This window comes from Fuerstiella marisgermanici (genome assembly GCF_001983935.1).
GTDB classification, from domain to species: domain Bacteria; phylum Planctomycetota; class Planctomycetia; order Planctomycetales; family Planctomycetaceae; genus Fuerstiella; species Fuerstiella marisgermanici.
Genome location: NZ_CP017641.1, coordinates 2,949,453 through 2,961,864, shown reverse-complemented (window position 1 = coordinate 2,961,864; position 12,412 = coordinate 2,949,453). Strand labels below are relative to the sequence as shown.

10 protein-coding genes are annotated in these 12,412 nt (G+C 56.1%); 3 read left to right on the top strand and 7 right to left on the bottom strand.

The genetic code is table 11. The annotated features are described in order from the left end of the window. Positions 1–108: 108 nt before the first annotated feature. The 3 genes from Fuma_RS11190 to Fuma_RS11180 form a co-directional block, all read right to left on the bottom strand. A complete protein-coding gene (locus tag Fuma_RS11190; RefSeq protein ID WP_077024220.1) occupies positions 109–756 on the bottom strand; it encodes a Uma2 family endonuclease in 648 nt (215 codons plus the stop codon). A 37-nt stretch (positions 757–793) separates the two neighbouring features. Then, a complete protein-coding gene (locus Fuma_RS11185; RefSeq protein ID WP_077024219.1) occupies positions 794–3,310 on the bottom strand; it encodes a hypothetical protein in 2,517 nt (838 codons plus the stop codon). A gap of 293 nt (positions 3,311–3,603) precedes the next feature. After that, the gene (locus tag Fuma_RS11180; RefSeq protein ID WP_145944109.1) at positions 3,604–4,068 is read right to left on the bottom strand and encodes a hypothetical protein; all 465 of its coding nucleotides are present in this window, start codon (positions 4,066–4,068) and stop codon (positions 3,604–3,606) included. A 535-nt stretch (positions 4,069–4,603) separates the two neighbouring features. On the opposite strand from Fuma_RS11180, the gene Fuma_RS11175 reads away from it, so the two are divergent. Next, positions 4,604–5,092, top strand: coding sequence for a hypothetical protein (locus Fuma_RS11175; RefSeq protein WP_077028235.1), 489 nt, complete (start codon positions 4,604–4,606; stop codon positions 5,090–5,092). Between the two features lie 94 nt (positions 5,093–5,186). Further along, positions 5,187–6,365, top strand: a complete 1,179-nt coding sequence (locus Fuma_RS11170; protein WP_145944108.1) for a LolA family protein — start codon at positions 5,187–5,189, stop codon at positions 6,363–6,365. 171 nt (positions 6,366–6,536) lie between these two features. Here Fuma_RS11170 and Fuma_RS11165 read toward each other — a convergent pair whose 3' ends face one another. From Fuma_RS11165 to Fuma_RS11150, 4 genes are all read right to left on the bottom strand, one after another. Next, a complete protein-coding gene (locus tag Fuma_RS11165; protein WP_077024216.1) occupies positions 6,537–7,670 on the bottom strand; it encodes a DUF1559 family PulG-like putative transporter in 1,134 nt (377 codons plus the stop codon). A gap of 131 nt (positions 7,671–7,801) precedes the next feature. Beyond that, entirely contained in the window at positions 7,802–8,749 is a 948-nt protein-coding gene (locus Fuma_RS11160) for an NAD-dependent epimerase/dehydratase family protein (protein WP_077024215.1), read from the bottom strand. A 26-nt stretch (positions 8,750–8,775) separates the two neighbouring features. Beyond that, on the bottom strand, positions 8,776–10,011 hold the full coding sequence (locus Fuma_RS35900) for a TylF/MycF/NovP-related O-methyltransferase (RefSeq protein ID WP_077024214.1): 1,236 nt from the start codon (positions 10,009–10,011) through the stop codon (positions 8,776–8,778). A gap of 7 nt (positions 10,012–10,018) precedes the next feature. Then, positions 10,019–11,257 carry a glycosyltransferase family 2 protein gene (locus Fuma_RS11150; protein WP_077024213.1) on the bottom strand — a complete coding sequence of 413 codons (1,239 nt, stop codon included), beginning with the start codon at positions 11,255–11,257 and terminating at the stop codon, positions 10,019–10,021. A gap of 593 nt (positions 11,258–11,850) precedes the next feature. On the opposite strand from Fuma_RS11150, the gene infC reads away from it, so the two are divergent. Further along, positions 11,851–12,351 (top strand): translation initiation factor IF-3, encoded by a 501-nt coding sequence (infC, locus tag Fuma_RS11145; RefSeq protein WP_099091878.1) that lies wholly within the window; start codon positions 11,851–11,853, stop codon positions 12,349–12,351. Positions 12,352–12,412 lie beyond the last annotated feature (61 nt).

Here is a 12,412-nt window from a genome sequence, read left to right as displayed (position 1 = left end):
CTCCATCGAACAGACGAGGAATTTCAGGACGCGGGGTTCTACGCCGAAACGTCGCTTGATGTCAATTGCGATCCAACGTCCGCGCGCATTCGGCGACGTGAAGAAACGCTATTCTGCACCTAGATCCAGATCCGCGAAAAATTCAGCGACCGGATGCGAGAAGTCTGCCAGCACCGGTTCAGCGGTGATCATGTCATTTTCGTTTAGGATCACAGGCCGGTCTGGCGACTGATAAACCGCGACGGTGCGGTGCGTACAGTCGACCATCCACACCAGTTGTACACCGGAATGAAAGTACTCAATCCGCTTGCGAGACATTTCCTGCTTTGTGTTGCCGGGGCTCAACACTTCCACCACTAAATCAGGCGCGATCGAAGGAAATGCGTCCGTCGGAAAGCGGCCATTCGGAAGTCGGTCACGCAACACCAAAGCCACGTCAGGTCCGCGCACTGAGCTGGTCAGCAACTGAAAGAACCCATCCGCCCCAGACACCAGCCCCAACTTTCGCGACGCGACATGTCGCCGGAGAAACTCAAGGATGGCCGCCGCTACGACAGAAGCTTCGTACCCCATGACCTTCTCCACCAGTGTATGATCGATCAGTTCGCAGCGACGCGCCCCGTTGCTGTTGGCTGCGACAAGATCGTCAATCGTCGCCGTTCCAGGAGCCGGGTCCAGCCGCACTCGGTCAAGCCCAATGCAGCCCAGTTCTTCAAGGCGTTCAGCCATGGTGGAAGCTACCGCCGAGTTGATCATGCTTAGGAACTCCTGATGAAGTCGATCAATATCACGCTCAGGCCCCCGCCGCTTTGGTGCCCTCAGCGGACGCAGTTGCGGAATCGATTGCACTGCGAGTCAAACCGTACCAGGACAGTATACGCTGGACCGGAGTCAGCGATCCACTGATAATTGCCTGCTCAACCTGCTTGGAGTAGCCTCGGTCGGCCAGAATTCGCGACATCACCGCGACGCACCGTTCACGCCATAAGTCGCTTTTTAGCTGAGTGACCGAAGCGAATAGCTGTTCCGGCGTCGTTGAGCTTTGAGCTAACTGTTCGGCCATCCGTTCAGCCATCGCAGACTGCAGCCCCGGCAATGCGCGGCTGGATTGCAAAATCGCGGCGGACTTCAGGTCCGATGTCTGCTGAAACTGCTGCCAGCTTTGCACGAGGACAGGAATGAGTTCCTGTTCCGGCAACGGGTCTGTCCTGGCCACACGAGCTGCCGGGACAGCCACTGCCGCGTCGTTCTGCAATGCTTCAGGAAACTCCTGCCCCACTGTTGCTGCGGCAACAAACAGTAAGCCGCTTAAGGAATCCACGGCGACTTCCTGACGCAGCAAGCCGCCATCTTCCTGCAGCGCCGTTTGAACGATCGGCAGCCCACCGCTTTGAACGATTTGGGCGAGCAGTTCCATGACCATCAGCCGCCGTTCTTCGCTGGCTCGGATTAAACCGTCCAGCGACCGACGATAGGCAGTGAAACGGGATCGCACCTGATTGGAGTTTGAAAGGCTGAGCGCCTGCTTCACTTTTTCTTCGACGGCGTTGTCATTGCGATCGATTTCACCGCCCGCCTGTCGCACCTCACTAGTGGGAGGAACGGTCGACAACACTTCTTCCGTGAACCGCTTCAGACCTGCGGTTGCCTGATCGGCCGCTGCATTCTTGTGCGCGGCCGCCACAAAGTCTGCAAGCGAGTTGGCGCGCAAACGAACAGCGTCCAGCTTGGGGGCTCGCATGTTGATCACTTCAGGGATCGTCCCCAAACTCGCCACCTGGACGCTCGGCAGAGCGGTGAATCCAGCCGCCGCTTTGTCAAACCAAGCCTGTGATCCATCTGCCAGAGCCAGCACGGAATGCGTCCGCAGCGCGATGTCGCTGCCTTTGGCTTCGGCTGCTGTGGCCAGCGCCGCCCGAGCCGCTTCCGGAGCGTTGGTTTGCACCATTTGGTCCGCCACTGCTGCAAACGTGTCGCTGGCGGTTTGCTCGTTCGGCAACGCTGACGCCCAGTCTGTGGCCGCTTGCCATTGACCGTGGATCGACAGATCGACTCCAACCGCCGTCATCAAAGGTTCGTTCCACGAAAACACCTGCAGCGGCGGCAGTGACGAACGGCCCGCATGAACAAGCTTCAATGCAAGCGAATTCCACGCGCCGTATTTCACTTGGTCCTGTTGAGTCGCCACGGTGCTGTCTCGCTGCTGCCCCGTAATTAAACTCTGAGCGGTTTCTGCGTCGCCGCTGTTCATGACGGCGGACGCGAGGGTGACCGCTGTATCCTGAGCCAACAGCACGGCGGACGGAATTTCTTCTGCTGCGGCCTGAGCTTCCTTCAGCGCGGCGGTCGCTCCGGCAGCGTCGCCGGCCTTCAGTTTACTCCAGTAGTCAGCCACTAGCGGCTTTGTTCGATAATATTGAGTCTGCCGGCCGCGACTGCTGGCGACTCTGTGCATCTGCTCAAATTCCGCCTGCGCCTCAGCTTCCATGTTCATGCGCAAATAGGCGTCGGCCGTCAGCTGCCGACAAAACGGCTTGTCGCGATTGCCGGCGGTCACCCGCGCAGTATCGATCATGGTGGCAATCAATTGAACGGCGGACCGCTGCGGAGCGACTTCGACCGCTTCTTCCGATTGCTTGCCAGCGGGGGCATCCAAATCCGGATCATCGTCTTCAAAATCTGTGTTTGAATTGGTGCCGGCCGGTGGAATGTATGCGCCTAACTGATCGGGAGCAGGCTTATTTAAAAACTGCAACAGTCCGAACGTTGCCGCCAGCGCGATGGCTCCACCGATCGCGTATTTGATCATCGGGTTCGCTGGCTTGTCCGTCGTCTTTTTTTTGCGTCGAATCTCAGGTTCGTCATCGCTGATTCGAGCGGGCGCCTTCGCTGGCTTTTGGCCGTCCGAATCTGTTGCTGTAAAGATGGGTACGAGGCACTCTTTGTTCGCGCATTTCACCTGTCGACCGACGGCTGCTTTCGGGATAAAACCGGGCGTGTCGCACATGGGGCAGACCACTTTGTGCAGCCGCCCCTTCATGGGTTTCGGTGCACACCGAATGGCTTTTGTGGCTGCCGGTGTTTGAGCGATTGCGAACGGATCTTCGTTGGCATCCGACGCTGGTGGCGACTTTTTGACGGGCCTGGTTTTTCCGTCGGCTGGTGGCGCAGATTTCTTTTTGGCGGCGGGTGCAGCCTTCTTCGTTTTCGCAGGCGAGGAACCATCCATCGCAGCACCGCAGAAAGGGCAGTCAACGGCATCGTCGTCCAGAACGGACTGGCCGCAGGATGGACATGTTGGCAGATCCATATCGAGAGGTCTCACAGAAAATTCAGAAAGGAGTCGCGAAAATTCGCACCCGAATTTCCGCTGCACAAGCATCTTGACGGGTGTGCAAGGAATACTCAAGACGCCAGCGTCAAACAGGCGGGGATCGGTGCGTTTGTCAGATTCGAATCTGCGACCAGGTTTTTGATAGCCGCAGTGACCGGTCGGCAGCTATCCACAATGCGCAAAAAAACAGGAAGCACGAATGCTTCCTGTTTGGTTCAGACGACTGACGTATTTAGAAAGGTTCCTCACCTGCGAACCTTACCCAGGGATTAGCGTTTGTAATCCACAACGATGTAACCCTTTTTCACACGAATGTCGACAGCGTACTTGCCGTAGTCGTATCGAAGTCGGTCGCCGTCGCGACGGCACTTGACGTTCTCGCAACCGCATGGCGGCACGCAAATTTCGATAAAGACACACTTCGGGCCGCAGCAACCGTCATCACACGCACACGGATCGTTCACTCGAATGATCTTCGTGACGGCACAGGGATGGGCTTTCTTTTTGTCTTTGTACTTCACTCGCGTAAACAGTGGTTCCGGGGCCGCATCCAGATGAATCGGTCCAGGATAGCTGTCGTGAATGAACCCGTCGTGCACGACGTGGCCGTCAATTGGCGCACCGTAAACTGTCCCCGGAGCGGCGGGGATGGCGGTGAGGTTCTGAGCGAACGCAGAACCGGAAATCAGTACTGCCAGACTCAGTCCGGCAAGTTTCGTAAACGTCTTCATCATTTCTGTCCTTTGAAATTCGACTTGGTGATCGGGAGATGAGAGCCACTGGCTCGTCAGGATCGTTCGATCGACAACTGGCACTCAGCGTCGCACTTTGCAGGTTGCTGAGGTCTCTGTTTTTGAACTGTCAGTCGTTGATCAAACGATCCTTACCTGTACATGCCATCTGTGCGCGAAGAGTCAAGCATTCGATGGTCTGGAAAAACGTTCGCGTCCAAGGTGCGCCGGGACACAGCGAACACGTAACGGCTAGCAGTAAGGGTAGATTGGGAAGCTTGAGAAGACTATCTGGAATCTCAGGTTTTGCAATTCAATAGCACTGTGACAGCTGCGCAAACTTCGCATGTTGCGATTTATCAACACCCGACAGTTGGTTTCTCATTCGCTTCGCTTGCTGAATCCGGATGCCGGGAGAATCGTGTCCTGCCGGGGCTTTGCAGTTCACCGCAGGACTCCGACATTCCTCTTGGCCGAATCTGCCGATTCACGTAGCATCCGCTGGAATCTCACAGTTTTACGGCAGGCAGTCGAGGCCATGGACTTTAATATCCGACCGATTTCTAAGGTGTGTGCGTCAACCGGAGAGCCTCTGGTTGCGGGCACGAATTGCTGGTCTGTGCTGGTTGAAGTTGATGGCAAGCTCACCCGGCAGGACTACTCCGACGAAGCCTGGACCGGCCCGCCGGAAAACGCGATTGGCCATTGGCGGTGTGAAGTGCCGGCTGACGCAGAAGCGAATCAGCAAAAGATCGATCCGGATTCACTGTTCGACTACTTTATGCAGCTGTGCGAAGCACCGAACGTTGTCGAACAGGATTATCAGTACGTTTTGGCTTTGTTGCTGTTGCGGAAACGGCGTTTGATTTTGGAGGATTCCATCGAAATCGACGACCTTCCCGCGATGCGATTGATCGGCAGCGGAGGCGAAGGGCCGTTTGAAGTTGTGGAGCGGGAGTTGTCAGACGATCAGATTGTTGAGTTGCAGAATCAACTCTTCGGCGGTTCGGCTCAAGTGGCTGCCTAGCAGTCCGTTCGGCTGCTGTCGCAAGTAAGCGGCCGGGCGAACGCAGGAAAAAATTCAACCGTCGGCAATGGAAGGCCCGTCTCGGGATCAGGGAATGATCAATCGAAGCTGCGACATCCTGATTCTGACGACCGTGCTGCTGTTCGGCAGCGGCTGCCAGACGTCATGGTTCCGAAAGGAGCCTCAGTACGTCGATCCGGCTTTGCCCATGAGCTATAGCTGCCACGAACTCGTCGACTATCTGAACCGCCAAAACCAGGGTCTCAATGGCTGGCGATCGACTTCAACGGTCATGACAGTCCGACTGCCCAATGGTCTGCGGCCCAACTTGAAGGGTGTCATTGCCTGCCAGTCCCCGAACTACTTTCGTCTGACGGCGGAAAATATCATGGCGGAAGCCGATCTGGGCTCCAACGCCAGCCGCTGCTGGATGTACTCCCGGCCGGGTGACCCAGCGGTTCTGACATGGCGTCACGAAGACACCGCTTTGCTGCAGCAGATCCCCACGGGAATGCCGTACATCGATCCCAAATGGCTGATGCTGATTTTGGGCATCACGCCGCTGGACGCAAACGACTATGAATTAACGCAAGCGCCCCAGGGAACTCACCAATTGTGGCTGTTAGCTATCGAAGACACGCCGCATGGCCGGCCGATTCGGCGTGTTATCAAGGTAGACACGCTTCGCGGTGTCGTTCGAGAACACGTTATTTTCGACAGCGAATCGCACACGATCGCACGAGCGACGCTTAGCCAGCATCAGTTGCATAATGGCCACTTCCTGCCGGGGCGAGTCAAGCTGGAGTTTCCGGCGACGGATTCGGAGATCACGCTCACGTTCAAGAACATCGATACGAATCCGCATCTGCCGGACGAACTGTGGCGGATTCCAGCTCGCAATATGCAGGTCGTGGATCTGGGAGATGTGATCCGTTCGCGTTCACGTTCGCAGCTTTCACGGCCAGGGCAGTTTTCACCAGTGGACCAGCCATTCGGTCCACCGAAAGCTGCGTTGCAGCCGCCGGAATTCGGTAGCCCCGTACAAAGTGCGTTCGGCGACGGCGGTTCAATGTATGATGGCAGTCCGTCGGCCGGCAGTGGCGCAGCGGCATCCGAATTCGACGGACGAGAAATCGCGGAACCGAACTGGGACACGCCAATCTCGTTTCGCCGCACCGCCGACGAAAACGGTTCGTTCGAAGCTCCTGCCCCGGCTGTGGACCAGGCACCTGCCAAGCAAAAACCTCGCGGCTTTTTCAACTGGTGGAAATAAGTAGACGTCCGGTCGTTGCCAGACAATTCGTAAACCGCACTGGCTTTTCAAGTCCAACGCGGCACCGTCCATAAATGTCCAGCAACCAACTGAAGCACCGCCGGCGCTTCAGTCTTCCCACCGTCACCCGCCCACCACGCCAACCGGCAGCGGGGCCGTCCCCCGCATGGCTTAGAATTGGTCAGCGGAGAGTGGGTCTTCGGGGCGAAAGCCGGGCCAGCGGAGTTTTGAGCCTGCCGGGGTAATCAGGCGCACGTAAACTTCGCGATCGATGTTTTCGCTGATGGTGCGAGTCGAACCGTCGACCATGACAAAGTTCACGATCCCCGGATGGAATGAAGATGGCGTGGGAACGCCTTCCCCCTTATGCAGATTCGCGTTGGGCGTCCCGGACCAGCCGGTCGGCAAAGGCGGGTCAGGGAAGTTTGTACTGTCCGCCAATGTAGCTTCGAAAGGATAGATAAACGTGCAATTGGCTGGCGAAGGGTTCGACCATGTCCCTGCGACTCCTGCATTGACATTTTCGGCCAGCATCAGCGTGTTCGACATTCCATCGTAAACGGTTGCAAGCCGTTGGCTCATGTTGTTCGACCGAACCTGGACCCAGGACAGGCCCGACGCTTTGGTGATCGCCTGATCGGCTTCATCGCTGAAAGGGGCCGACGCGGCTCCGTTAACGATTGAGTCTTCGTTCCAGTCGGCCGGGATCGCTGTAAAGTTGTGCATTTGAAATTCGCTCGGGTTGTTGCCGGCAGCGAGTGCTCCAACATATTCGCCGATCTTGTTGAGATCCCCAAAGCCACTGTTGATGACGTAGCTGAGTCCGCCCGGTTTTTGAAATGCGGAATCGTCATCCGGGCAGGTGAGCAGCGGCAGCGACATTTGACCAAGAGCAGTATTCCCGGGATCGCCAACCGCGGCGTTCGTGTCCCAGCGGTCGAAGATATCCTGCCGGTCCATTTCACTTAGGCAGTCAACCACCCAGTTTACGCCGCCCAGCGGAGCACATTCGACTTGATGCGGCGTTGGATTCGCGACTCCCGGCGGCGGAATGGGAGTATAGCGTCCATAGGCAGGAATCTGATCATTCCGCTTTGTCGCGTTCGCCAATACTGCGGTGCCCACATTCCGCATATTGTTTAAACACTGAGTCCGCCGAGCCGCCTCGCGCGCGTTCTGGATAGCTGGGAGGATTAGCGACATCAGGGTGGCAATGATTGAGATCACGACCAGGAGTTCGATCAGGGTGAAACCCCGACGGTTACGGGCAGCAGTGTGCTGGCGGAGGGAATTTCGAGCATGCATCGCGTTGGAAACCCTTGAAACAGGTGCGGCGAAACGGGCCTGGCGTTCTAAGGTCAAAACGAAAAGCCAATGTTCGCATCCGGAAGGATTTCCAAATTCCGTCTACATTTTTTGAAAAGTCGTTTTAAGAGTTATGGCGTCACTTTGGCTTGATGTTGGAACGATTCCAGCATCACTTCGGTACTGGAAAACCGAAACGTATAACCGATTTCGTTGGTCAATCGGTCTGGCGATACGACCCACGGATATCGGCCGAAGTACAGAAATCCGGGTGGCGATTCGTGCAGCCAGAAGCGTGATTGCCAGGCAACCCAGGCGGTTGCGTAGGCCATCCAGAATGGAACCGAAATCGCAAGGCGTTTGGTGAGTCCCGCGATTTCAGTCACAGTCGTGTGGTTCGGCGGCCCCAGATTGAACGGACCTCGACCGTTGCTGGCGAGAATCGCCTGGACGGCTCCGACAACATCATCCTCATGGACAAACTGAATCGGGTGATCGTAACCGTCCAGCCTGATCATGAACGGCATCGTGAAGATGAACCGCGACAGGAAATTGTCCATGCGCGGACCACCAACGATCGACGGACGCACCCAGCTAACAGACATATCGGAATGCCGCGATGCCAGGTCCTGAATGTCAGTCTCCAAATCAGCTTTTTCGGCCGCGTATTGATATTCGGTGCGAGCCCTCGCGTTGGTTCCGTCGGGAATCGGCACCGGATTATCCGGCCATGCGCCCAGCGCTGTGGCGCTGGAGAAAAACAGAAAGCGTTCGGGCTTCACCTCATCAGCGATCCGGACCAAATTCTTCGTCCCGCCAACATTGATGTCATGCATCTGGCGTCCATCGCGAGACTGCTTGATCAAAAACGCGGAGTGGATCATCGTGTCTGGTTTGAACGCTTTGATGACGTTCAGTAGCGCGGCTGACCGAACGTCGCCCTGATGAAATTCATCGGGTTCGTCTGCATCGGCCGCGTTCACGTCAATTCCGAGTACGCATGCGCCCTGCGATTGTAAAGCAGAAACCAGTTTTCGGCCGAGGTAGCCTGAGCTACCCGTGATAACAATTCGTTTCATAGGGCGGACGATACTTAAAGTCGAATTCAGATCTTCTTCCGCCAAAACGCAGCATGTTTTCCGACGGCATGAATCTCTTCATCGATATGGTTTTGCTCGCGATACTCAGTGATGGCTCGTTTGCAATCGTCGAACGTGTTGTAATCGTCGATGATGCAGAATCCGCCTGGCGACAGCTTTGGGTAAAGAGCTACGATCGCGTCATGAGTACTCTCGAACGTGTCTCCGTCCAGCCTCAACAGGGACAATGGACCGATCGGAGCGTCCGGCAGCACTTCAGCGAAATATCCGGGAATGAAGACGACTTGTTCGTCGAGCAGACCATAGCGGGCGAAGCGAGACTTCACGTGTTCGAGACTGGTTGTGTCGCCGCATTGAATGACTTCCGGATGTTGTAGAGCCCACAGGACAAACGTAATCCAGTCGTCGCTGGGATTCTCACACAACGGGAACGCGCGATGCTTTTGCGGCATCCGTTCCATCATGGAAAAAATCCGACGGCGATTCGCTTCGCCCGGTATCGCGGCAATGGCCTGCACGAGTGTCAGAAGCGGCTGCGGGGCGAGTTCCGGTTGCGGCGGGACGAAGGCGTCGCAGACGAAGACTTTGCGATCCGTGACGTGGTGCCCTTTCAGAACCGCTCGCATAAAAATTGTGGCACCGCCTCGAAACGATCCTGTTTCCGCAAAGTCGCCAGGGATGTTCTCCGCCAGAATCTGTTCAATGCACGACTGAATATGTTCAAGGCGCTGAGTACCAATCATGGTGTGGGCCTGAGTCGGACCGTCGTTGCCGGCGACTCGATGGGCCAGGTCGAATTCCTGAGCCACCTCCCATTTTTTTGTACCCAGCGCAAAAAAGACAGGGTAGTCCTCATACAAAATATTGGTGACCGCGCGTTTCATCAGATCGATGTAGAGATCTCGACCTTCGGCAGAATCGGTCAGAGGGCCAAGTCCGACCGCCGCGTATTCTTCAGCGTTGTAAGGGGGAGTTGGCCCCATTCGCGTGTCACGTGGTGGGATCTTGCGACGGAAAACGATCGCCAGCACACACCACCCGGCGATGGTTAGAATTGCGGCGACCGCCGTCACTGTTGCCAACGTGGACCAGCCCCAAGTGTCTTGCCACCCGCCCGTTCTGACGAACAGAAACAGCAGCAGGCCAGTCACTGCGGCAATGATGCCGCCGCCGATCAATGTGTTGCGATGGTGTTGTGGGAGTGGTCCCTGAGTTTTTCGCGTTCGTAGCTGTCCGGGCATTCTCTATTCACAATGAGTGTTTAACAGTGTCCGTTTCCGGAACGTACGGGGCGTAGTTTTCCCGGGTCACATCCATGCCGGATCGAACTCGATATCGAATTCCGCGCCAGATCATGGTCGTTCGCAGGTAGGCTCGGGTGAGAGCGATAGCATGCACGACCTGCGTGATTGGAGCCGCCGCCATTAATCGCCAGATGGAACTCGGGGCAGCGATCGCTCGTCCGTTGAGACGTTTGATAATTTCATGTTCAGCGCGACGCATCAGCCATCCGACCGTCAGGCCAAACAGGCAAAGCACGCCTGCACCGATTCCAAGAGCAAGCAAGTCGCCCTCAACCGCCGCCGCGATTGTCGCTCCGATACAGCCCAGAACGGCGACCGTGGAAAATATTCCGTACAGCAGGATCGGCGTCCAGGCTCGGTGATAGTATCGCAACACCTGAAGTTGCCGCGTGACGAATGAGATACACCAACTAAGCGACGCGGATTCGGAATTCGGCATTGTCGCGGCCGCGACAAACGCCATGCGTTTTCCATTTGCCAAAACAGCATCCGATGCCACGGTGTCTTCGGTCATTGCGCGAGCCCATTTGCTTAGCAGGTTCGTCTCCACGATTGCCGACTTGCGGATCGCGAAGGCGCCGCCCCAGCCAATCTGGAAGGCGACCATCTGCACGACTGCTGCCGAATTCCACAGATGGCGAACGTAATTCGCAATCGATTGATTCGGCGGGGCATACCAGCGAATCCCACACGATGCGCCGACCTCGTCACTTAACAATGGCGTGACTAAATCGGTCAGCCAGGCGTGATATGGGACCGTGTCGGAATCCAGCCATGCGAAGGCTTCGCACTGGCTTGAACAGCCGTTGATCCCCTGAATCAACGCTGAATTCTTCAGGCTGGAAGTCTCCTGACACAGGTCCAGCAGTTCGATGGTGACGTTGATCGCACTCATTTGGTCACAAATGCGTTGCACAATCTCAAACGCCGGGTCAACGTCGCTGTCGATAATGATCCGGATTTCGTGGCCAGCGTAATCAAGAGACATCAGCCCGCGAAGGCAATCTTCCAAATATGGATCGGCGCCTCGCAGCGAAAGAATCACACCAACGTGCGGCATTTCGCCGTCGTATTTGGGCTGCTGGTCCTGTCGATAAAGACTGACGAAATCATTTCCCCACTTCAGCTGGGCAGCCACGACTGCCAGAACAGCCAGAGAAAAGATGACGACAAGTGCCAGCATAATGGTTGAGGAAACAGCAGCGGTGGACAGGACGAATCGCCAGTTTTTCTCGAGCCGACGACGTCAAACGAACGGCTCGGCAAATCGACCTGCCCGAACAATCGGGTAGAGCGGGACCTCTCATGAGGGATGTTTTAGGAAGGGTACCCAGGTTTATATTCATATGACTAAGCGAGCCGCCCGTTTATGGTTTTTCTTCCGAATTGTCGTCCCACGTCCGCAGACCGACATTCGTGCGATCTCCCCAAATCCGAAACGCCTGTTCACATCGAAGAAATGGGGGCTCAAACGAGCAACGTCGGGCCTGACAGGCCACCATTTGAGGTGGTGTGAAGCGGTCAAACGGGCGGATTTTTGCGAGCCGATAAAGAATTACGGGGTTGCTCTATCCCTGCTCGGGTGGCGGGCGTAGACTTCATTCGGTGAATTAGGGGCGTTGAGCCGTCAGTTCGGTTCCCTTTCGTGTCGCATTCGCCCATATTACTTTAGTGAAACCCACAGGTCGTCAATATCGGTGGCCTGAACTCGATTCCCAATTAAAGAGGAGGTAACCCATTAAGCGCTCTCGTTCTATGCCGGAACCGGTCAAAAACATGCCCCGCATGAATGATCGCATCCGCATCACCCCTATTCGTGTGGTCAATGCTGATGGCGAAATGTTGGGGGAGATGGAAACTGACAAAGCCCTCGAAATCGCTCAGGAACAGGGCCTGGACCTTGTTGAAGTCAGCCCTGAAGCACGCCCCCCTGTTTGCCGAATCATGGATTACGGCAAAGTCATCTACCAGCGAACCAAAAAGACGGGCGGTCCAAAACACCATAAAACACAGCTTAAACAGCTACGTCTGCGCGCCAAAACCGGCCAGCACGATATCGACGTGAAGGTCAATAAAGCACGCGAATTCCTCGGACGACGTGACAAAGTCAAAATCAACGTGATGTTTCGAGGTCGCGAGAATGCTCACCACGACCGCGGTCGTGAGATGCTGGAAGAAATCGTGAAGTCATTGGAAGATGTGGCCCTTGTTGAGCAGCATCCTCGAATGGAAAGCGGTCGTATGATGTCGGTCCTGCTGGCACCGTCCGCGAAGTAACGAACCGTTCCGTGGGCCCCTTGGCTGGCCACGAAGCTTTTCACCTCCCCTAAGCAAAGCC

Excerpts from the sequence above, each read along its gene's own strand:
- Fuma_RS11190 (WP_077024220.1), bottom strand. The coding sequence starts at position 756 with ATGATCAACTCGGCGGTAGCTTCCACCATGGCTGAACGCCTTGAAGAA.
- Fuma_RS11185 (WP_077024219.1), bottom strand. The coding sequence starts at position 3,310 with ATGGATCTGCCAACATGTCCATCCTGCGGCCAGTCCGTTCTGGACGAC.
- Fuma_RS11180 (WP_145944109.1), bottom strand. The coding sequence starts at position 4,068 with ATGATGAAGACGTTTACGAAACTTGCCGGACTGAGTCTGGCAGTACTG.
- Fuma_RS11175 (WP_077028235.1), top strand. The coding sequence starts at position 4,604 with ATGGACTTTAATATCCGACCGATTTCTAAGGTGTGTGCGTCAACCGGA.
- Fuma_RS11170 (WP_145944108.1), top strand. The coding sequence starts at position 5,187 with ATGATCAATCGAAGCTGCGACATCCTGATTCTGACGACCGTGCTGCTG.
- Fuma_RS11165 (WP_077024216.1), bottom strand. The coding sequence starts at position 7,670 with ATGCATGCTCGAAATTCCCTCCGCCAGCACACTGCTGCCCGTAACCGT.
- Fuma_RS11160 (WP_077024215.1), bottom strand. The coding sequence starts at position 8,749 with ATGAAACGAATTGTTATCACGGGTAGCTCAGGCTACCTCGGCCGAAAA.
- Fuma_RS35900 (WP_077024214.1), bottom strand. The coding sequence starts at position 10,011 with ATGCCCGGACAGCTACGAACGCGAAAAACTCAGGGACCACTCCCACAA.
- Fuma_RS11150 (WP_077024213.1), bottom strand. The coding sequence starts at position 11,257 with ATGCTGGCACTTGTCGTCATCTTTTCTCTGGCTGTTCTGGCAGTCGTG.
- infC (WP_099091878.1), top strand. The coding sequence starts at position 11,851 with ATGCCCCGCATGAATGATCGCATCCGCATCACCCCTATTCGTGTGGTC.